This window comes from Paraburkholderia sp. BR14320 (genome assembly GCF_040948665.1).
Lineage (GTDB): Bacteria > Pseudomonadota > Gammaproteobacteria > Burkholderiales > Burkholderiaceae > Paraburkholderia > Paraburkholderia youngii.
This window is the reverse complement of sequence record NZ_JBFPKG010000012.1, coordinates 124,894-143,911: the sequence shown is the minus strand read 5'-3', so window position 1 is coordinate 143,911 and position 19,018 is coordinate 124,894. Positions and strand designations below refer to the sequence as shown.

18 protein-coding genes and 1 pseudogene are annotated in these 19,018 nt (G+C 61.4%); 10 read left to right on the top strand and 9 right to left on the bottom strand.

What is annotated here, in order from left to right:
- The 3 genes from AB3X89_RS14600 to AB3X89_RS14590 form a co-directional block, all read right to left on the bottom strand.
- Complete coding sequence (locus tag AB3X89_RS14600; protein WP_013094246.1) at positions 1 to 192, bottom strand: DUF2783 domain-containing protein; 192 nt, start codon at positions 190 to 192, stop codon at positions 1 to 3.
- A gap of 5 nt (positions 193 to 197) precedes the next feature.
- On the bottom strand, positions 198 to 1,883 hold the full coding sequence (locus tag AB3X89_RS14595; RefSeq protein ID WP_368583927.1) for an FAD-dependent oxidoreductase: 1,686 nt from the start codon (positions 1,881 to 1,883) through the stop codon (positions 198 to 200).
- 461 nt (positions 1,884 to 2,344) lie between these two features.
- Positions 2,345 to 2,704, bottom strand: a complete 360-nt coding sequence (locus tag AB3X89_RS14590; RefSeq protein WP_368583926.1) for a hypothetical protein — start codon at positions 2,702 to 2,704, stop codon at positions 2,345 to 2,347.
- A 334-nt stretch (positions 2,705 to 3,038) separates the two neighbouring features.
- On the opposite strand from AB3X89_RS14590, the pseudogene AB3X89_RS14585 reads away from it, so the two are divergent.
- Positions 3,039 to 4,028 (top strand): annotated as a pseudogene (locus AB3X89_RS14585) (quinone oxidoreductase).
- 103 nt (positions 4,029 to 4,131) lie between these two features.
- The gene (locus AB3X89_RS14580) at positions 4,132 to 5,253 is read left to right on the top strand and encodes a lyase (protein ID WP_368583925.1); all 1,122 of its coding nucleotides are present in this window, start codon (positions 4,132 to 4,134) and stop codon (positions 5,251 to 5,253) included.
- Between the two features lie 73 nt (positions 5,254 to 5,326).
- Here AB3X89_RS14580 and AB3X89_RS14575 read toward each other — a convergent pair whose 3' ends face one another.
- The 3 genes from AB3X89_RS14575 to AB3X89_RS14565 form a co-directional block, all read right to left on the bottom strand.
- Positions 5,327 to 5,746 carry a DUF1810 domain-containing protein gene (locus tag AB3X89_RS14575; RefSeq protein WP_368583924.1) on the bottom strand — a complete coding sequence of 140 codons (420 nt, stop codon included), beginning with the start codon at positions 5,744 to 5,746 and terminating at the stop codon, positions 5,327 to 5,329.
- 699 nt (positions 5,747 to 6,445) lie between these two features.
- The gene (phbB, locus tag AB3X89_RS14570) at positions 6,446 to 7,189 is read right to left on the bottom strand and encodes an acetoacetyl-CoA reductase (protein ID WP_368583923.1); all 744 of its coding nucleotides are present in this window, start codon (positions 7,187 to 7,189) and stop codon (positions 6,446 to 6,448) included.
- Positions 7,190 to 8,072: 883 nt separating this feature from the next.
- On the bottom strand, positions 8,073 to 9,272 hold the full coding sequence (locus AB3X89_RS14565) for an NnrS family protein (protein ID WP_368583922.1): 1,200 nt from the start codon (positions 9,270 to 9,272) through the stop codon (positions 8,073 to 8,075).
- A 281-nt stretch (positions 9,273 to 9,553) separates the two neighbouring features.
- On the opposite strand from AB3X89_RS14565, the gene AB3X89_RS14560 reads away from it, so the two are divergent.
- The 4 genes from AB3X89_RS14560 to AB3X89_RS14545 all read left to right on the top strand — a co-directional run bounded on the left by AB3X89_RS14560 (position 9,554) and on the right by AB3X89_RS14545 (position 13,393).
- Positions 9,554 to 10,024: a ribonuclease gene (locus AB3X89_RS14560; RefSeq protein WP_368583921.1), complete on the top strand. Its 471-nt coding sequence runs from the start codon at positions 9,554 to 9,556 to the stop codon at positions 10,022 to 10,024.
- 379 nt (positions 10,025 to 10,403) lie between these two features.
- The gene (locus AB3X89_RS14555) at positions 10,404 to 11,753 is read left to right on the top strand and encodes an NAD(P)/FAD-dependent oxidoreductase (protein ID WP_368583920.1); all 1,350 of its coding nucleotides are present in this window, start codon (positions 10,404 to 10,406) and stop codon (positions 11,751 to 11,753) included.
- Positions 11,754 to 11,841: 88 nt separating this feature from the next.
- Positions 11,842 to 12,039, top strand: a complete 198-nt coding sequence (locus tag AB3X89_RS14550) for a hypothetical protein (protein ID WP_368583919.1) — start codon at positions 11,842 to 11,844, stop codon at positions 12,037 to 12,039.
- A 253-nt stretch (positions 12,040 to 12,292) separates the two neighbouring features.
- A complete protein-coding gene (locus AB3X89_RS14545; RefSeq protein WP_368583918.1) occupies positions 12,293 to 13,393 on the top strand; it encodes an NADH:flavin oxidoreductase/NADH oxidase in 1,101 nt (366 codons plus the stop codon).
- 65 nt (positions 13,394 to 13,458) lie between these two features.
- Here the strand turns inward: AB3X89_RS14545 and AB3X89_RS14540 are convergent, their stop codons facing one another.
- Positions 13,459 to 14,049, bottom strand: a complete 591-nt coding sequence (locus tag AB3X89_RS14540; RefSeq protein WP_368583917.1) for a LysE family translocator — start codon at positions 14,047 to 14,049, stop codon at positions 13,459 to 13,461.
- A gap of 101 nt (positions 14,050 to 14,150) precedes the next feature.
- Here AB3X89_RS14540 and AB3X89_RS14535 point away from each other — a divergent pair, with 101 nt between their 5' ends.
- The gene (locus tag AB3X89_RS14535; protein WP_368583915.1) at positions 14,151 to 15,041 is read left to right on the top strand and encodes a LysR substrate-binding domain-containing protein; all 891 of its coding nucleotides are present in this window, start codon (positions 14,151 to 14,153) and stop codon (positions 15,039 to 15,041) included.
- A gap of 33 nt (positions 15,042 to 15,074) precedes the next feature.
- Here AB3X89_RS14535 and AB3X89_RS14530 read toward each other — a convergent pair whose 3' ends face one another.
- Positions 15,075 to 15,965: a LysR family transcriptional regulator gene (locus tag AB3X89_RS14530; RefSeq protein WP_368583914.1), complete on the bottom strand. Its 891-nt coding sequence runs from the start codon at positions 15,963 to 15,965 to the stop codon at positions 15,075 to 15,077.
- A gap of 119 nt (positions 15,966 to 16,084) precedes the next feature.
- Here AB3X89_RS14530 and AB3X89_RS14525 point away from each other — a divergent pair, with 119 nt between their 5' ends.
- Complete coding sequence (locus AB3X89_RS14525; protein ID WP_368583951.1) at positions 16,085 to 16,825, top strand: SDR family NAD(P)-dependent oxidoreductase; 741 nt, start codon at positions 16,085 to 16,087, stop codon at positions 16,823 to 16,825.
- Positions 16,800 to 17,195 (top strand): NAD(P)-binding domain-containing protein, encoded by a 396-nt coding sequence (locus tag AB3X89_RS14520; RefSeq protein WP_368583913.1) that lies wholly within the window; start codon positions 16,800 to 16,802, stop codon positions 17,193 to 17,195. The genes AB3X89_RS14525 and AB3X89_RS14520 overlap by 26 nt, the downstream gene beginning before the upstream one ends.
- A gap of 26 nt (positions 17,196 to 17,221) precedes the next feature.
- Here AB3X89_RS14520 and AB3X89_RS14515 read toward each other — a convergent pair whose 3' ends face one another.
- Positions 17,222 to 17,971 carry an SDR family oxidoreductase gene (locus AB3X89_RS14515; protein WP_368583912.1) on the bottom strand — a complete coding sequence of 250 codons (750 nt, stop codon included), beginning with the start codon at positions 17,969 to 17,971 and terminating at the stop codon, positions 17,222 to 17,224.
- Between the two features lie 99 nt (positions 17,972 to 18,070).
- Here AB3X89_RS14515 and AB3X89_RS14510 point away from each other — a divergent pair, with 99 nt between their 5' ends.
- Positions 18,071 to 18,988, top strand: coding sequence for a cupin domain-containing protein (locus tag AB3X89_RS14510; protein WP_368583911.1), 918 nt, complete (start codon positions 18,071 to 18,073; stop codon positions 18,986 to 18,988).
- Positions 18,989 to 19,018 lie beyond the last annotated feature (30 nt).

The following is a 19,018-nucleotide window of genomic DNA, read 5'->3' as shown; positions in this document are numbered from 1 at the left end:
TCAGTCCGCGCGCGCCAGCGCGAGCGCTTCGAGCAGCACGTCGGCATCGCCGATGTGGTTCGCGAGCAGCAGCACGAGCTTCGCGTTCATGAAGTGGCTTTGCTCGTCGGTCAGTCCGTTGTGCGCGTCGATGAGTTTTTCATAGAACGCATCGGGATCGGCCATGTTCGTTTCGATGTTCAGCTTGGTCATGATGGTTATCCGTTGCAGGTTGCGCGATCCACGGCCTTGGTGACCGATGCGGTGTCGAGAGCGCGCCAGCGCGCGCAGACGTGCTGGTCCGGACGCCGCAGATAAAACGTGCCAGGCCGCGCATCGAAGCGATGCGTGACGATGCCTTCTACGTCCTCGATCACCGTGACGTGAGGCATGTCCGGCAGAGCGGTCACGGCCGCTCCACGCGGCACGACTATCAACGAGCGGACCGGCACCGCCAGAGATGCGAGCGCGCGAAGCTGTTCGGCGCATTTCGTCGGGTCGTCTCCCTGGCCGCAGAAGTGCACACCCGTGAAGCCGCCATGTCCGGTCTGATTCAGAAACCAGGCGTCTTCGCCAGCGAGCTTGACGGGCGCGTCGGTGCTAGCTGCGCCGGGCACCATCGCGCCGGTGAACGCGTCGGCGTCGGGTGTGTTCAGCGGCGAGTCACGCAGAATCGCCGGCACCGACAGACGGCCGCTGTTGACCATGCGCCGCGCGAACGGGCACTCCTTCGCGAGCTTGAGCGTGGCGTCGCGGAACATCCGCGAGACCGCGCTTTTCGGCGTGATGAAGTCGGTGGCGCGCGATGAGTTCAGGATGTTTTCGTCCGCCGCATATTCGCGCTCCGATGCATAGGTATCGAGCAGCGTTGGCGGCGCGTCGCCGTTGACGACGAGGCGCAGCTTCCAGGCGAGATTGTCGGCGTCCTGCACGCCGCTATTCGCGCCGCGCGCGCCGAACGGTGATACGCCATGCGCCGAATCGCCCGCGAACAGCACGCGGCCATGCCGGAAGCTGTCCATCCGCAAACACGAAAACGTGTAGACGCTGACCCATTCGAGCTCGAACTCGGCATCGTCGCCGAGCAGCGCTTTGACGCGCGGAATCACTTTTTCAGGCTGTTTCTCCGCGACCGGATCGGCGTCCCAGCCGAGCTGGAAATCGATGCGCCAGACGTTGTCGGGTTGCCTGTGCAGCAGTACCGATTGATTGCGATGGAAGGGCGGATCGAACCAGAACCAGCGTTCGGTCGGAAACGGCGCCTTCATTTTCACATCCGCGATCAGGAAGCGGTCCTTGAAGGTGCGACCGTGGCTGTCGAGACCGAGCGTCTTGCGCACCGCGCTGCGCGCGCCGTCGGCGGCGACCACGTATTGCGCGCGCATCGGATAAATGCCGTCCGGCGTTTCGACCTGCAACTCGACATGGTCGTCTTGCTGGGTCACACCGATCACATTGCTTTTCCAGCGCATCTGCAGATTCGCGGTCTGCTTCGCCTGATCTGCCAGATAGCCTTCGACGTAGTACTGCTGCAGGTTGATGAACGCAGGTCGCGCGTGGCCTGTTTCTGGCAGCAGATTGAACGTATAGATCAACTCGTCCTGCAGGAACACCTTGCCGACGTTCCAGCTCACGCCTTTGTCGACCATCTGCTTGCCGCAGCCAAGCCTGTCGAAAATCTCCAGCGTGCGCTTCGCAAAACAGATTGCGCGCGAACCGCTCGACAGCGTGTCGTCGTTGTCGAGCAGCACGGTGCGAACGCCCTGCTGGGCCAGATCGATGGCCGCGGACAAGCCGACCGGGCCAGCGCCGATCACGACGACCGGATAGGTGAGCGGGGCACCGGCATCGTGGTCGGCGGCTCGCTCGTAGTCGAACCGCATCGTTTGGTAGTCGATCTGCATGGCGTCTCCGGTTCTGCGGGATATCTTCGATTAATCTATAGCAAGCATTATTGCTCCTTGCTAATGTTGCTCATTCTATAAAGCTTTGGGAGCGCTCGAATCTGTATTTACCCTGGTGCGGTTTGCATTCCGCGTGCGCAGGCGGTCAATCAGATGGACAAAACTACGGAGCGCAACGCAGCGCTCTTCGAGTAAAACGCCGCGGCGGTGGGGAGCTTGAGGAAGCGGGCGGCAAACCTCGTTGACTGCGTCGCACAGTTCAGGTTTTGAGTGAGGTGGCCGGCCGGCATGCTATGGTGAAGTTGCTAAAACGGCCATATAAAAAAATGCGGAGCCACTCGCACATCTGAGGGCTCCGCTGGTAGGAAGGACCGGGTATCGACTGATCATCTTTGATTGGATTGTTCTCCGCTGAGGACCGTCGCCCGCTCTTCCTGAACAAACCCCGTAGCGTTTATGACTCATTGGGTGGTATGCGCCGCGCCGGCCTGAGTCGTGCCAGGTTGTGCCGATTCAGCCAAGGCCGCGCGTGCGCGGTCGCGGGAGTCGCTCGCCGCCTGGTTGCGTTCTTGCCGGGCGTCGCGAGCTTCAGCCCTGAATGCCTTTCTGGCTTCCGCGGTCCGGGCGCGTTGTTCGCGGTTGGCCTCGCGAATCTCGTTTCGCTTCTGAACGATAGGGTCATTGTGGGTAGTCGCCGGTACGGTAGCAACCTCTGCGACCGGGGGCGCGGTCGCGGTTGGCTGCTGCGCGATAGCTGCGCCCGAAGTCATCAGGCCGAGCACGACGAGCGTTGTGGCGATTCGGTTGGTAAGGCGGCTCATGATTTACTCTCCGTTCAATTGAGGTCTACTGAATAATGACGACTGCCTTCTGAAGTGATGTGAGGTTGTCAGCCGACTGCGGTTGCCTCCGGTACAGCGAGGCGCTGATGGACTCTTTCGGATTTGTCTCAGCACAGGACTCATTCTAACGAAGGCCACCTTCATTTCAAATAGCTTTCAGCGGAATTTGCCAGGGTAAACCCTCTATTGGCAGAGCCGGATTTGGTGCCTGACCTGGCGGTGTCACCGCTGATTGCCCTTCCGGCGGACCTCCGCGTGTTGATTTACGCAGTTGTGCAGACGATCGTTCAACGAAACCAATGGAGACGGGTTTATGCGAGCGATCCAGATTCATGAATATGGCGGTCCCGAGGTGCTGCGCCGCGTCGAGCTCGACATACCGAAGCCGGGTTCCGGCGAGGTGCTGGTGCGGGGGGGCCGCTGCAGGCGTCAACTTCATGGACATCCGCACGCGGTAAGGCAAGTATCGCGATTCGCGCACCTATCCTGTCAGGGTTCCCTGCACGCTGGGCATGGAAGGGGCGGGCGAGGTCGTCGAAACCGGAGCAGGTGTGACGTCGCTTTGCGCGGGCGATCGCGTGGCATGGTGCATATCGTGGGGCGCATACGCCGACTTTGCGATCGTGCCCGCCGCCCGGCTCGCGCGCCTGCCCCACGATATCCGCTACGACATTGCGGCTGCATCGATCTTTCAGGGGGTTCGACGGCGCACTACCTGATCGAAGACGTGGCCAAGCTCGAAGCGGGCATGACCTGTCTCGTGCATGCGGCGTCGGGAGGCATCGGACAGTTGCTCGTGCAGCTTGCGAGGCGTCAAGCGCGGAAATGTTCGCGACGACGAGTACGCCGCAAAAGGCTGCTATCGCGCGAGCGGGCGGCGCGGATCACGTGATGCTCTATGAAAACGGAGCCTTCGCTGATCGGATTCGCGGGTTGACCCTTGGAAGGGGCGTCGATGTGGTATTCGATGCGGTCGGCAAGACCACCTTGCGCGATAGCTTTCGCGCCGTCCGCGTGCGCGGCCTTCATCAACTATGGTTTGGTCACGGGGCCGATGCGCGACCTCGATCCCTACGAACTGGGCGAGGCGGGCTCGCTGTTTCTCACGCGTCCGCGGCTCGCCGATCATCTCGCCGATGCGGCCACGGTGCAGCGTCGCGCGGACGATGTGTTCGCCGCCATCCGGCAAGGTGCGCTCAATGTCGAGATCAATGGTCGCTATACGCTAGACAACGTCGACGAAGCGCATGTGGCGCTGGAGGAGCGTCGGCAGGCAAGGAAGGCGGTGATCGAGATCGGCTGAAAGCAGACGCGTAGAGCGCTGCCAAGCACTGAAGCGTGGGGTTGAGCTCGGCAAGTGGCATTCGTGATACGTTAGCTGACACAGACAGCGACGGAGACCGCCGATGCTGATTCCTCTGCTGCTACTCGCTGGGCTTCTTTGGTGGATGTTCGCATTCCTTCTGCGGCATGCGGCGCTCGAACGACTTCGTGCAACGAAGTTTGCCCTGCGATCGACCGCCCGGTTTGTGATTGCCTTGGCGATCTGCGCCATTGCTTGCGCGATGAGTACGGGCAACCTTGGCCTCGCGTATGCGCAAGCACAGCGGCCGTCATCGTTCGAAAGTTTCGCCTTGCCGGCCGGCAGCGCACCGCATGACGTCGCACCGGCGCATGACGGCACCGTGTGGTACACCGCGCAGGCACGGGGAGCGGCCGGGCGCCTGGACCCGCGCAGCGGCAAAATCGACACGATTGCGCTCGGCACCGGATCGGCGCCACATGGCGTGGTCGTCGGCCCCGATGGTGCAGCGTGGGTCACTGACGGCGGGCAGAACGCAATCGTGCGCGTCGATCCGAAGACGCTCGCCGTCACGCGTTTTCCGCTGCCCAAGGACCGGTCCGACGCCAATCTGAATACCGCCGTGTTCGACAAGCAGGGGCATCTGTGGTTTACCGGGCAAAGTGGTATCTACGGCGAGCTCGATCCGCAAAGCGCGCGCATGCGCGTCTTCGATGCTCCACGCGGCGCCGGGCCCTACGGTATCTGCGTGACGCGCACTGGGGATCTGTATTTCGCTTCGCTGGCGGGAAGTTACCTCGGTCGGATCGACCGGACGACGGGCGCGGCACAGGTCATCGAGCCGCCAACCGCGAATCAGGGCGCGCGCCGCGTCTGGGCCGATTCCAGCGGGCGCGTCTGGGTCAGCGAGTGGAACGCCGGAAAAGTCGGTGTATTCGATCCCGCGACGCATCAATGGCGAGAATGGCGACTGCCCGGCAACGGTCCGCACCCGTACGCAATATTCGTCGACGACCAGGACATCGTCTGGCTCAGTGAATGGAGCGCTAATGCGCTGGTGCGCTTCGATCCGCGTACCGAGCGGTTCGACGTCTTGCCACTGCCGCGTGACCACGCGAACGTGCGCCAGATGATGGGCCGTCCAGGCGAGGTCTGGCTGTCGGAATCCGCGAATGATCATCTGCTGCTTTACCGGTCCCGTGCAGCCGATGTCGGCCGGCAGTGACGCCACACTGCACCGAGACCGGAATGCGCAGTCCGTCGCGGCCCACGTGCGCGGGCCCGTTACTAAAAATGGCCTAGAGCAGCTCGAGGGTTCGCGGATCGGCTTCGCCGCCGAAATATTTGCGCAAAGCTTCGACAAATACATCGTTGTCGTTCGAGGCACGCGAGAACAGCGTCACCGACGAGCGAAACTTGAGGTGATCCGGATACCCGAAAATCTCCTCGATGGAGCGGTCTTTGACGAGGTTGACCAGTTGTGTCGCTTCGCGCAGCCGTGGGCCGAGTATCGGGTGGCGCAGGTATGCTTGCGCTTCGGCCAGCGACGAAAGTGCGAATCGCTGAGCCATTGCGCTCATGCCGAGCCCCTCGATTTGAGGAAACACGAACCACATCCAGTGGCTTCGCTTACGTCCATGCTTCAGTTCATCGCATGCCTGGGCGTAGACCGGGTCCTGTGCATCGAGGAAGCGTTGAAGGTCGTAGGGATCGTCCATTTCGTACTCCGCTGCAACCGTGAAAACCTATCGTTGAATCATGATTCTCGCGCGCATGACGGTACAGGTCTACGATCGATCTTCGCCCCGTCCCGGCAATGCAAGCGACTTGAGTAGTCTCACGAGCCTTGCTCGCTGCAATGGAGTCAGCCCTCGTGTAGCGCTCAGTTGCTGAACCCGCGCGCGCCAGTAGACGCCGGTGAACAGAGATTGCGCGGCACCCGCCGACAGGACCCGTTCGAGATGGGAAATCGCATCCTCGGCAGTCTGCGGCGAATAGGGGCTCGCTCTGTCTCCAGAAAGTTTTCTGCTTGTAGTTTTCATCCACTTCTCTCAATGTGGTGACCGACTGAATCCGGTCTGTACGTCAGGCGTCAGTTGAGCCTGCTTCTTTCAGCAATCGTTTGCGCTTGTGGATATCGATGTTCGGCGGTGCAATCACTTTCGCGCGCGCGTTTGATGCCACGGATCGTGACGATTCAGTTCCCGCAGCATTCGTGCCCGCATTCGCTCGCGGCGATAGTGGCTAGCGACCATGAACATTGCGACACCGAGCGCCGTGCCTCCGATAACCAGGCCTATCGAGGTTTCACTCATGACGCGTTCCTCTCAGCGATGCATAGGTGTGTTGCGTATGCGGTTCGGGCCGGCTCGTGCGGTGTCTCTGCATGAACCGGCTGGCGCGGGGGCGCGCGACTGTTACTGCATGTGCTGGCCGCCGTTGATCGCAACATTGGCGCCGGTCACAAAGCCGGCGTCGTCCGAGCAGAGGTAAAGCACGAGCGCCGCCACTTCCTCGGGCTTGCCCAGACGCCCCATGGGAACGTGCGGGAGGATCTTCGTATCGAGGATCTCCTGAGGTATCGCCGTGACCATCTTCGTGGCCAGGTAACCCGGCGAGACCGTGTTGACGGTAACGCCCTTACGCGCTACTTCCAGCGCCAGCGATTTCGTGAAGCCGTGCATGCCGGCCTTGGCTGCCGCGTAGTTGGTTTGGCCGATCGACCCTTTCGAGCCATTGACGGACGAAACGTTGACGATGCGTCCCCAACCCCGCGCGACCATCTCCTCGCAAAGTGGCTTCGTCATGTTGAACACCGAATCCAGGTTGGTGCGGATGACTGCGTCCCAGTTGACCTTGTTCATCTTCCGGAGCGTCATGTCCTCGGTGATTCCGGCGTTATTCACCAGAATGTCGACCGGGCCGACTTCATACTGAATTTTGGCTGCGCAGTGCTGGCATGAATCGTAGTCGGCCACATCGACCGGATACGCGCGAAAGTTCCTGCCTTGAGCTTCCATGTTCGCGAGCCATGCCGCCGCGCCGGTGTTGTTCGGCGAGTACGTGACTACCACCGCATAACCTGCATCGTGCAGTCTCGTACTGATCGCTTCTCCTAGACCACCCATACCGCCAGTCACTACAGCAATTCGTTTCGTCATTCTTTCCATCCGTGATCGTCATATCTGCGAGGAACGTGAATAACCCAATGGCCGTCTCGCACAACCCGCCATTGCTTTGGCACAACGTATTGGCGCGACCTGGATCGCGTCGGGTCGTCCGGCGGAAATGAGTCGGTTCTGTGTCTCTGTTGCGGACAAATAGCACGGTCTGCCTTGCCGGTTGGGCACCATTCGTCTGCTGATCAGGCGGGACGAGAACTCCGCTTCTGATAAATGTTATTTGCATGACTAATTAATCAGATGAAACTGCGAAAGCAGGTTCGACGTAGACCTGATTCAACAAGAAGACGCGCCTCGCGTGCGCTTACCGTGTCTTTATGTTACCGGTAACAATCAAGGATACAGACAAGCCATTCGCTGTCCTTCGATTGCGATAGGCGCACCGTGTCGGCTAGGTATCGCAACGGCCGAAGATTCGACCCACGAGGCGATAGTAGTAGAAAAACTACATATTTGCAATGAAGGAAATGTAGTTTTTGTACATTGTTGGCCTACTGACTATTGCCCCCAAGTGTTCTTCCAGCTAGTGCGAACGATCGTTCGTGCGCACGGGCGTTCGACGACAAAACCGGATGGTTCATATCGACGACGCGGCCCCGCACTCGGTCATCGAGACCGTCGGCGTCGATGCTTGCCGCGTGAGAAGGAGACTCTGTTTCGACGGGTTCGATGGCAACGCCGCGAGCGCGAGCGCACGACGAATAATCAGTAACGCCTGACGCACTCACCTATGCCGGATGAATCGCGACTTGCTGTCTGGACATGACGCATATCATGACTGTCGGCGTCGGGGCGAAGTGAAGGCGTTCGAAGCGGCAACGACGGATCTCACTTGCTAGCCGCTTCGAGGAGGACCCGGTCTTCAACCCGGCTTGCCATCGGCACGGGCGAGGACAAGCCACGCGGCGTAGCGGACGCAATAGAGAACCAGCGCGGCCACCCACCACAGACCGGATGCGTATATCCAGGCCATCGTGAACTGCGGCGCGAGCCAGGGGCCGAGTACCCGAACCAAAGTTGCCAGAACGAATAGACCGTAGCAGGCGATCTCGACCTTACCGGCCACGAGTTCGCGTCCGGTGTGTCCGCGCGCGGTGCGCGTGATCATCGCGATGATCGCCGTTCCAATGACTCCCACCGTGAAGGTATGAATCGCGAGCGAATGCGGAGCGACGCCGAGCGCGCCGAGTGCCAGCATCACGAAGCCCAATGGAATTCCCGCGTAGGCGATATGGAGGATCAGGAGGATAGGGCGATAGCCTACGCGCCACGAACGCCATCCGCTGAGCCGGAGCCCGTGGAGCGCCGCCGCTGCGGCGGACGCAGCAACGATTGCCGCCCACGGCGCACCCAGCGAGTCCAGCAGAAACGCGAGCAGCGTCGCCGGAATGACGGTCGCTTCGACGAATCGCCAGCGTTTCGCGCTAAAGCCCGGAACCGCATTGGCAGTAAATGACGGAATGATGCGCCCGCCGATCACCGTCACGAACAGAACGAGCATGCCGACCGCGAGCCACGCACTGCGCAGCGCCCAGTCGCCGTGCCCATGGCTCGCCCACACATGGAAGAGGACGTTGAGAAGCGCGAGCAGTCCGAGCGCGACCGGCAGAAAGACGTTGTGCCGATTCTTCGCCCTCAGCAGCACGCGCAACAGAACGAGCGCAACCACCGGCAGAAACGCCACGTCCACGACGACGCCAACCGGACCCGAAGCGCTCCACATCATGATCCGGCCTGCAAGCCAAAGAAGCAGCAGCGCCGCGAGGTTCGCGCCATGCGCGGGATTCGTGCTGGTCCACGCGCGAACCGCTGTCAGCAGAGATCCGGTGACGATTGCGGCGCCAAATCCAAAGATCATTTCGTGAACGTGCCACAGCGTTCCCGACATGTAGGACGTGGAGTCCAGCAACGGCCAGCCTGCCAGCGCGCCGAGCCAGAGCAGCATCGCAAGACAGCCGAACAGAGCGCCGACCAGATAGAAAGGCCTGAATCCGAGCGCCCACAGAGCGATGCGGGGCGGTGTGTCGACTTGACCTGATGCGATCCTGATGGTCCGCTTCATGACTGCTCCAAACGGCGACTAGGCGGTGATTCATCTTATACACGCAGGACCTTTTCGCCACATGCGACGAATGTTCGCGCCAGCGTAGCCGTCTGCCCTCTCCATGGCGTCCCGCAGACGGAGCCTTACCAACGGCACCGTTACGCGCGGTGGAACACATCGGCCTGGTTGTCATGGAAAAGTGCCAATTTCCGACCGAACGTTGATTCGCCCCGTCATTAGCGATACCTTTACATCTATCCTGGTCGTCGGGCGCTGGTCAACGAAGGGAGAACCGTTCCGTGAAGAGAGCGTCAGCTTTCTCCTGCATCGTCGCATTGAGCGTGATCTTCGGCGGATGCGGCAAGCAGGGACCGCAAAACGCCACTGAGGCATCGGGCTCATCCGCGAGCTCGGCGCCGGTTCAACCTGCACCAGGCGCGAGCGAAGCGGCCGCCGCCTCAGGCGCGCAAGGCACGGTGGCGCTGGTCACCGTCACCAAGGCGCAGCTGCCGGCCGAGGCTGCCGAAACGCTGCGGCTGATCAAAGCAGGCGGTCCCTTCCCGTTTAGCGATGATGGCGTCCTGTTTCGTAACACCGCGGGTTTGCTGCCGAAACATCCGCGCGGTTACTACCACACCTATACGGTACGCACACCTGGTGCGACGGATCGCGGGCAGCGCCGGATCGTCTGTGGCGGGCCGCGCAAGCAGCTCGGCGAGTGCTATTACACCGACGATTACTACGCCAGCTTTAAGCGCATTGCAGAATAAAGACGGAATCACCTGCACGAGCGCCGCACGTTTGACGAAAGCATTAACCCCGCGCTCCTGACTGTGCGCTAGCGATCAATCCCGATCGCGCCAGCGATGATGCGCTCGTCGCATTTGAGCAATGGATAACTCTATGGCGGCGGCCACCGCGTCCCATTGGCGCTGACCGAAGTTCTCCGATAGGTCCGCGTTGACAACGATCCGTATCTCCCAGCAGACGATCTCAAGCGGTTTTCAGACGGTGCGATCAGTCGATCAGAAAACCTGAAGGCAGCCATCAGAACTATGAGATTTTCCCGCCGCCGGGCATCTGCGATAGTGGTTCTCAACCGTTGTGTTGGATTTCCGTACCGCGCGTCGTCGACCAGGGAGAATCTGCATGCATCGTTTTGTGATCGTGGGAGGAGGGGCGGGTGGCATCGAACTCGCAACGAGGCTAGGCGATCGTTATGGCGGTCGACGAAGAGGCGGGGCGCAACGTGCGTCAATTACCTTGATCGACCGCAACCCGACGCATATCTGGAAGCCTCTGTTGCACGAGGTCGCAGCGGGAAGTCTCGATCCCTTCGCACAGGAACTGGCGTATGCCGCGCAAGCACAGTGGCACGGCTTCCAGTTCATCCAGGGCGAACTCGTCGGACTGGATCGTGGCTCGAGACACGTTCTTCTTTTGCCACTGCTCGACGACGACGGAACCGAACTGATACCGCCGCGCCGAATCGAGTACGACTCGTTGATTCTGGCCATCGGTAGCACAACGCACTACTTCGGCGTGCCGGGCGCGGCGGAAAACTCGGTCGCGCTTGACAACGTCGCTCAAGCGGAACGCTTCAGAAAGCGTCTGATTGCTGCCTGCATTCGCGCCGAACAAGCACAAGACGCGAGTGAGCGGGATGCGGGTGGAGTGCCTGGCGAACGCGCGCCTCGTGTTCAGGTCGCGATCGTTGGTGGTGGCGCTACCGGCGTGGAATTGTCCGCTGAATTGCGCAATACCGCGAAGGTACTGTCATCGTATGGCTTGCATCGGCTCGACCCCACACACGACGTCGGCATCGTGCTCATTGAAGCAGGGCCGCGGATTCTGCCCGCGTTGAAAGAGCGCGTGTCCACCGCGGCCGCAAGATTGCTGGGCAAACTCAATGTCAAGTTGATGGTCAACGAGCGGGTCGCGGAAGTTACGCCCGGACTTATCCGCACGAAAAACGGCAAGACGATACGGGCGGATCTCACTGTGTGGGCCGCGGGCATCAAGGCGCCCGCGGTGCTTTCAACGCTCGATGGTCTGACAGTCAATCATCTGGGACAACTCAGTGTGCGTCGCACGCTTCAAACCGAGCTGGACGACCATATCTTTGCATTCGGCGATTGCGCGGCGTGTCCCTGGTTGGGCTTCGAGCGCAATGTGCCCCCGCGCGCCCAGGCGGCTCATCAGCAGGCATCGTTTCTGGTCAAGGCACTCGGGCGACGCGTCGAGGGGCAAAAGCTTCCGGAGTTTGCCTATCGCGATCTCGGCTCGCTCGTGTCGCTCGGGCATGCGAATGCGGTGGGGAGTCTGATGGGAGGGCTTATCGGCGGCAGCATGCTCGTGGACGGACTGCTTGCTCGCTTCATGTACCTGTCGCTGTATCGGATGCACGTTGCCGCGCTGCATGGCTACGCACGCATGATCGTCAATACCCTCGCGCATCGGCTCCGTCGAAGCACGGCGCCGCACGTCAAACTGCACTGAGCAACAGTTCGTTGTAAATGGCCAGAAGGGTCTGGCCGTGACAAATAAATCGACCGATTCCAAACAACAGCAAGACGGAGAGAACACCATGAACAGCTTCGACCAATCGCCTTTCAGCGTCGACTCGAACAGTGGCGCCACGCGCGCTCGCAACGGCAAGGATGGCTCTGAAAATCGGGCGCGCTCCGTGTACCGATCGTTTCTTGCATCGACGGCATCGACGATCGCCTCGAATGTACCTGAGAGGCCGGACGTGTCGTCTGCCGCTGTGCTCGGCTACAACTGATGCGCTTCGGTTCATAAAACGGCCAATTCACCGATCGCGCCGGACCCCACGGCTATTCTCGTCGGGAATTGGCCTTATGAAGAATCTGCGAATTATCACTCCTTTAGCTTGCCACTACGATCTGGCTGTCATCCATCACCAGACAGCAGATCTCCATGTCCACTCTCGCAGGCAATAGCGCCGTCATTAGCCGAGGTCATCAGAATTCGCGGAGTCAGCCAGGTTTGCGGTGGCGTTGAGTCAAGGGGTCGATATGAGCCAGCCAACGCTATTCACGCCGATACGAGTCGGCAACCTCGAATTAGCCAACCGGATCGTGATCGCCCCGATGGCCCAGTACTCCGCCGAAGATGGCCAGATGAACGATTGGCACCTGATTCACCTCGGCCAACTGGCGCTTTCAGGTGCGGCGGCACTCACGATCGAGGGCACCGCGGTCACCCCCGACGGACGCACCAGCTATGGTGACGTCGGGCTCTATTCGGACGACTGCGAAGCCTCCATGGCACGAGTGCTGCGCGGCATTCGGCGGTGGTCTGACACGTCGATTGGAATCCAGCTCAACCATGCTGGCCGAAAAGGGTCTCGGCAGAAACTATGGGACGGCGGCGCACAGATTCCCTATGATCACGCGAATGGTTGGCACACCTACGGCCCATCCCCGGTCGCTTTTGCCGCCGGTGAGATACCACCCACCGCCTTGGACCGCGATGGCCTGGCCGCCATTCGCGACGCGTTCTCTGCCGCAGCGCAGCGTGCCTCCCGGCTCGGGTTGAATTTCATTCAGATCCTTGGTGGGCACGGCTATCTACTCCACCAATTCCTCTCGCCTCTGTCAAATCACAGGGACGACGAATACGGCGGTTCATTGGAAAACCGGATGCGTTTTCCACTCGAAGTTTTCGAAGCCGTGCGAGAAGCGTTTCCGCATGATCGCCCTGTGACGATGCGGGTATCCGCTACCGACTGGGTGGAGGGCGGGTGGTCCGTGCAGGACGCGATCGCCTTTGTCCACGCGCTGGAGGCGAGAGGCTGTGCCGCAATCAATGTCTCAAGTGGCGGTTCGAACCCAGCCGCGCAAATTCCGCTCGGGCCTGGCTATCAGGTTCCTTTCGCGCGGGCCGTGAAGCAGGCGACCACGCTCCCAGTCATCGCCGTCGGCATGATCACCGAATTCGAACAGGCCGAATCAATTCTCAGCACCGGAGACGCCGATCTGATCGCGCTTGCTCGGGCCGTGCTCTTTGACCCTCGCTGGCCCTGGCATGCTGCCGCTCACTTTGGGACTCAAGTCAGGGCGCCGAAGCAGTATCTCCGCTCTCAGCCCAGTCGGCTGCGAAAGGTGTTCGTTTGAGTCGGTTTCGCCGGCAATGGGGCGGCGACCAATGATTCGACATATCGACGAACGCCGCTTCAGGCTTATCGCCAGGTCGGGATGACGGATGCGGCGAGCAGCACGCCCATCGCGAGATTGAGAACGCGCCAGTGGTGTGGGGTCCGAAAGAGCCGCGCGAGTAGCACGCCGAGCGCGCACCACAGCGCGAGAGAAGCGCACGCAGCCACTCCGAATGCTGCACCGAGCAGCATCGCGAGGCGGTTCGGGTTGTTTGCGAGCAGCGCGAACGACGCCGCCGCGCCAACCGTCATCGCCCAGCCTTTCGGGTTGAGCCAGAGCAGCAGGAAACCGTTGACGAGCGTAACCGGACGCGCGGGGCCGTCGCCCGCGTTTGGCGGCCCGCTGCGCGCGATGCGCCACGCGAGCCATAGCAGATAGGCCGAGCCGAGTGCCTTCACCGCCGTTTGCAGCGACGGCAGCGCCAGAAGCAGACCGCCCAGCCCGAGCGCGGCGAGCGCAGCGAGCAGCGCGAGGCCCAGAGCGATGCCGAGCATCAGCGGTATCGAGCGTACGAAACCGAAGCGTGCGCCCGAGGCGGTGGCGAGCGTGGTCGCGCCACCGGGCGTCGCGGTGGCGACGGCGACGAAGAGCAGAAGCGGCAGTATCGAGGTCATCGGTGCAGATTGCAAATCAAAGAACTTGCACTGTACGGATCGTCAAAGCATCGTGAAAGCTAATAATATTGATGCGGTACATTACGCGACATAATGCATAGATGAACCGAAACCTCGACCTCGATCTGATCCGCACCTTCGTTGCCGTCGCCGATAGCGGCAGCATGACGGTCGCTGCGAATCTGCTGCACATGACGCAAGGCGCCGTCAGCCAGCAGGTGAAGCGCCTCGAAGATGTGCTGGATTGCCTTCTGTTCGTTCGCAAGACGCGCCGGCTGGAACTGTCGCGCGAGGGCGAGCAGTTTCTCGTGAAGGCGCGCAAGCTGCTTCAGCTGAACGATGAAATCTGGGCCGACATGACCGCGCAGCCGTTGCGCGGCGCCTTGCGTGTGGGCGTGCCCCACGATCTCGTGACGCGGCTCGCTCCCGCGATGAAGGCATTCGCCGACGCCCATCCGCACGTCGAAATAACGTTGATGTGCGCGGCGTCGCCGGAACTGAGCGAGGCGGTGAATAGCGGTCGCGTGGACGTGTCCTTGGTCGAATATGTCGCGAGCGAAGCCGAAGGTGAAGTGGTCTGCATCGAGCCTTTGGTCTGGGTCAACGGGCGCGGCAGTGAGGCGTGGCAGAAGCGGCCGTTGCCGCTGTCGATGGTAGACGAGCGTTGCGCTTTCCGTTCGGTGGTGCTCGGCGCGCTCGCGGACGAGGGCATCGCGTGGCGCACGGTGTTCGAGAGCGGAAACATCGAGGCGACCGCCGCAACGGTGCGCGCGGGCCTCGCGGTCACGAGCTGGCTCGCCTCCACGGTGCCGGCCGATCTGGAGACGCTCACACCTCGCGTAAGCGGCTTGCCTGCACTGCCTCCGTTCGCGATCTGTCTGCGCTTGCCCGCGACGGTTCAACCAGCGGCGCAGGAATTCGCGCGCCATGTACGCGAGTCGATGTCGAGCGACGCAGGCACGCGACGCGCGCCGCTAGCGAACATTGCGTGACGTATTGCGTCTGAGGTGCGCTCCGGAGCATTCCTACAAGCGCTGCGGCAGCGCAGCCGCGAAAAAATCAGTGACCCGGCGCACGCGCGCAGGCACGAAACGTCGCCGCGGCCAGATGATGCTCACATCACGCGCGTCCCGAATGAAATCGTCTAGCACGGTCACGATATCCGGATGCTTGAGTTCGTCGGCCAGCGAGAGCTTTGCGAAGAGGCCGATTCCCACGCCCGCGAGCACGGCCGAGCGGATCGTCTCGACGCTATTCGACGACAGGTTGCCTCGCACCGGCACGCTGAACCGGCCACGTGGCCCATGAAACGGCCAGTTCGCCGACTCCAGTAGACCACCGTAGAGCAGGCAATTGTGATTGGCGAGTTCCGTAGGTTCCTTCGGTACACCGTATTGCTCGAAATAGCGACGTGATCCGACGCAGACCAGCGGAGTGCTGGCAATCCGCTTCACGACCGAATCCGGATCGTTGACGGAGCCCACTCGAATCGCGAGATCGATTCGATCCTCCACCATATCGCGCACGAAATCCGACAACACCAGATCGACCCGAAGACCGGGATGGCGCGACAGCAGTTCGGGAATCAGCGGAAGAACGTGCAGGCGGCCGAACGTAGAAGCGCAGGCGATCCGCACAAGGCCCGAGACATCTAGCGTACTGCTGGATAGTTCGCTGTCGGCCACCTCGATCTCGTCGAGCAACGGCTTGGTCCGCTCGTAGTATTTCTGCCCCTGATCGGTCAAGGTCACGCTGCGTGTGTTGCGGTTGAATAGCAGTACGCCGAGGCGCTTTTCCAGCGCGCCGATCGACTTGCTGATGGCGGACTGTGACTCGCCGGTTCTGCGCGCCGCGGCGGAAAAGCCGCCCGCTTCGACAACGGCGAAGAAAGCGTTCAATTCGTGAAACCGATCCATTGCATTTCTCTCGTGGGCCTATTCTCTCGGTGAATGGACCTTATGATAAATCCGCCGATTATCATTCGTCGGGGCCGCAATTACGATGGGACTTCCTTTACCAACAGACGGAAGTTTCAATGAATACTCTCGCAGGCAAGATCGCTGTCATTAGCGGCGGAACGACGGGTATCGGGCTGGCGATCGCCCAGCGGTTCGTCGCCGAAGGCGCTCACGTCTTTATCTTCGGCCGTCGGCAAGCCCAGCTCGACAAGGCCGTCAAACTGATCGGACGCAACGTTACCGCTATTCGGGCCGACGCCGCGAATCTCGATGACCTCGATGATGTCGCTGCGGCAGTCAGGGACGAAAAAGGTGTCGTCGATATCATCGTGTCGAACGCGGGCTTTACCGAGCAGGCTTCGATCGACACCATCACGCCTGAGCATTTCGACAAGGCATTCAACCTGATGGCGCGCGGCCCCGTATTTCTGGTGAAAAAGCTGCTGCCGATGATGACGGGTGGCGGATCGATCATCCTGGTTTCGTCGGCCATGCACGTGATGGGCATCCCAGGGCACACCGCCTACGCGGCGACGAAGGCCGCGTTGCGTTCCTATGCTCGCACCTGGGCCGCCGAATTCAAGGATCGCGGCATTCGCGTCAATATGCTGAGCCCTGGTGTCACCGACACACCGATACTCGATTCCCAGTCGGCGACACGCGAGGATCTGGTGAGCATGTACAAGAGCATGGTCCCGATCGGCCGACTCGCCCGCGCCGAGGAGATGGCGAGCGCGGCGCTCTTTCTCGCCTCAGAACAGAGTTCCTATATGACGGGTGCCGATTTGATGAATGACGGCGGCATCGGCCAGGTTTGAGGGTTGCGCGCAGACTCGAGTCCGACATCGGAAGGGATGCACCATGACGTATTCAACTATCGATCCAGGCAAACTCGCAGCGGCGCTTGGCCGCGAGCTCGCCGGCAGTGGCATGGCTATTGGAGTCGTCAACGCGCAATGCGCTGAGTCGATCGAGTCAATGGCAAAGCAACTCGGTGCGCAGGTTACGGCCATGAGTTTGCAAGCTGCGCCCAGCACGGAGGTCATGATCCTCGCCGTGCCGTTTCGTGCCCACACCGTCACTGGCGATCAGCTGTCCAGGCGGGACCAGAAGGTCGTTGTCGATGCGATCGACAACGACAGCATCTCGCCAGATGAGCTGATGGGTCTGCTTAATGCCGCGAGGTGAAGACCGCGACGATGTTTGCCGGCGCGCTACTTGGTGCTCGCCTGGTACCACTCGACAGCGTCCTCGCCGGCGGGGATGTTGAACGGGCTCGATGAATCGGTCGCGGCGAGCCAAACCGCTTCGGCGACATCCGATGCATGCGTGACGGCCGTTTCTTTCTCCCACCTCGCGAAAACCTGCTGCGCGAGCGCGTCGTACGGCTCGGGAAATCCGTCTTTCATGCGTGCCCGCGCGTTGTCGCCGAAGCGGGTGGACGGTGCGCGTCCCGGCAACACGACCTGCACGCGCACATTGAACTGCTCCAGTTCGAGCGCGAGCGATTCGCTGAACGCGTTGACCGCGGACTTGCTCGCGGTGTAGACCGACAGCAGATGCAGCGGTCTGCACGTGACGGTCGACGTCACATTGACGATCACCCCTTCGCGGCGCTCGCGCAACTGCGGCAACACGGCCTGCGCCATCGCGATGGTGCCGAGCGTATTGGTCTCGAAGATATCGCGCACGGTGTCCATCGGCGTGCCTTCGAGCGCATTCAGAAAGCCGATACCCGCATTGTTGACGAGCACGTCGATCCGACCTGCTGCATCGATGACCGCGCGAATGCTTTGCGGGTCCGTCACATCGAGGGCGAGAATCGAAAGACGATCGGAGCGCGGCAACACGTCTTCACGCGGCGTGCGCATCGTGGCGATCACGCGCCAGTCGCGATCCAGAAAATAACGCGCGATTTCGAGGCCAAAGCCGGACGAGCAGCCGGTAATCAAGACGGTCTTCATGTCGAATCCTGTGGTTGGTGACAGTCCCGACACAATAAGTCCTGACCGCGAGGACTCGCTACAATCGAGCGTCCAGGTTTCATTCGAAATCGTCCGATCATGATCGACCCGCTCGCCGAAATCGTCACACTGCTCAAGCCGACGCCCACGTTCTCGAAAGTGCTCAGCGGCGCCGGGCGCTGGCGCGCGAGCCGTACGGAAGTCGGCCAGCCGTTCTACTGCGTGGTGCTAGAAGGATCGCTGCGGCTATCCGTCAATGGTTGCGAGCCGCTGGTTCTTCAGGCCGATGACTTCGTGCTCGTGCCCGAAGTTTTCAGTTTCACGATGACGAGCAGCGATCCGCCCGACGATGACGACGTCTCCAGTAGCGCGCCCGCGGCGCTGCCCGACGGCAGTTTTCGTTTCGGCGATGCATCGGGCGCGCCAGAAGCCCAATGGCTTGCGGGCCTCTGCGCGTTCGGTTCGCCGGACGCGGCCTTGCTCGTCTCGCTGTTGCCCAAGCTCGTGCACGTGCGCGGTGAACGCAGGCTCGCGACACTCGTGAAGCTCGTGAGGGAAGAATCGCGCGCGCAGCGGCCCGCGCGCGAGGTCGTGCTGGCGCGACTGCTCGAGGTGCTGTTCATCGAAGCGTTGCGAGCCACTGGAACCGGGGCATCGCCCGGACTCGTCCGCGGCCTCGCCGATCCCCGCCTCGCGCTCGCGATCCGTCATATGCACGAAAGCCCGCACCAGCCCTGGACGATCGCACAACTCGCAAAGGCCGCCGCGCTTTCACGGTCCTCTTTCTTCGATCGATTCAGCCGCGCAGTCGGCGTCGCACCGATGGAGTATCTGTTGTCGTGGCGCATGGCTATCGCCAAGAACCTGCTGCGCCAGAGCGAAGTCAGCATCGCGGCGGTGGCGGAACGTGTCGGCTACAGCTCGGCGAGCGCATTCAGCGTCGCGTTCACGCGTCATGTCGGACTGCCGCCGACGCAGTATGCGCGAGACGCAGCGAATGTCGTCGCCGCTCGATGAAGTTCCGCAGCGCAAGCACCGTATCTCGCC

Coding starts and splice junctions, on each gene's coding strand:
- AB3X89_RS14510 (WP_368583911.1), top strand. CDS start 18,071: ATGATCGACCCGCTCGCCGAAATCGTCACACTGCTCAAGCCGACGCCC.
- AB3X89_RS14580 (WP_368583925.1), top strand. CDS start 4,132: ATGCTGATTCCTCTGCTGCTACTCGCTGGGCTTCTTTGGTGGATGTTC.
- AB3X89_RS14565 (WP_368583922.1), bottom strand. CDS start 9,272: ATGAAGCGGACCATCAGGATCGCATCAGGTCAAGTCGACACACCGCCC.
- AB3X89_RS14520 (WP_368583913.1), top strand. CDS start 16,800: ATGACGGCGGCATCGGCCAGGTTTGAGGGTTGCGCGCAGACTCGAGTC.
- AB3X89_RS14540 (WP_368583917.1), bottom strand. CDS start 14,049: ATGACCTCGATACTGCCGCTTCTGCTCTTCGTCGCCGTCGCCACCGCG.
- AB3X89_RS14525 (WP_368583951.1), top strand. CDS start 16,085: ATGAATACTCTCGCAGGCAAGATCGCTGTCATTAGCGGCGGAACGACG.
- AB3X89_RS14515 (WP_368583912.1), bottom strand. CDS start 17,971: ATGAAGACCGTCTTGATTACCGGCTGCTCGTCCGGCTTTGGCCTCGAA.
- AB3X89_RS14530 (WP_368583914.1), bottom strand. CDS start 15,965: ATGGATCGGTTTCACGAATTGAACGCTTTCTTCGCCGTTGTCGAAGCG.
- AB3X89_RS14590 (WP_368583926.1), bottom strand. CDS start 2,704: ATGAGCCGCCTTACCAACCGAATCGCCACAACGCTCGTCGTGCTCGGC.
- AB3X89_RS14575 (WP_368583924.1), bottom strand. CDS start 5,746: ATGGACGATCCCTACGACCTTCAACGCTTCCTCGATGCACAGGACCCG.
- phbB (WP_368583923.1), bottom strand. CDS start 7,189: ATGACGAAACGAATTGCTGTAGTGACTGGCGGTATGGGTGGTCTAGGA.
- AB3X89_RS14595 (WP_368583927.1), bottom strand. CDS start 1,883: ATGCAGATCGACTACCAAACGATGCGGTTCGACTACGAGCGAGCCGCC.
- AB3X89_RS14545 (WP_368583918.1), top strand. CDS start 12,293: ATGAGCCAGCCAACGCTATTCACGCCGATACGAGTCGGCAACCTCGAA.
- AB3X89_RS14535 (WP_368583915.1), top strand. CDS start 14,151: ATGAACCGAAACCTCGACCTCGATCTGATCCGCACCTTCGTTGCCGTC.
- AB3X89_RS14555 (WP_368583920.1), top strand. CDS start 10,404: ATGCATCGTTTTGTGATCGTGGGAGGAGGGGCGGGTGGCATCGAACTC.
- AB3X89_RS14600 (WP_013094246.1), bottom strand. CDS start 192: ATGACCAAGCTGAACATCGAAACGAACATGGCCGATCCCGATGCGTTC.
- AB3X89_RS14550 (WP_368583919.1), top strand. CDS start 11,842: ATGAACAGCTTCGACCAATCGCCTTTCAGCGTCGACTCGAACAGTGGC.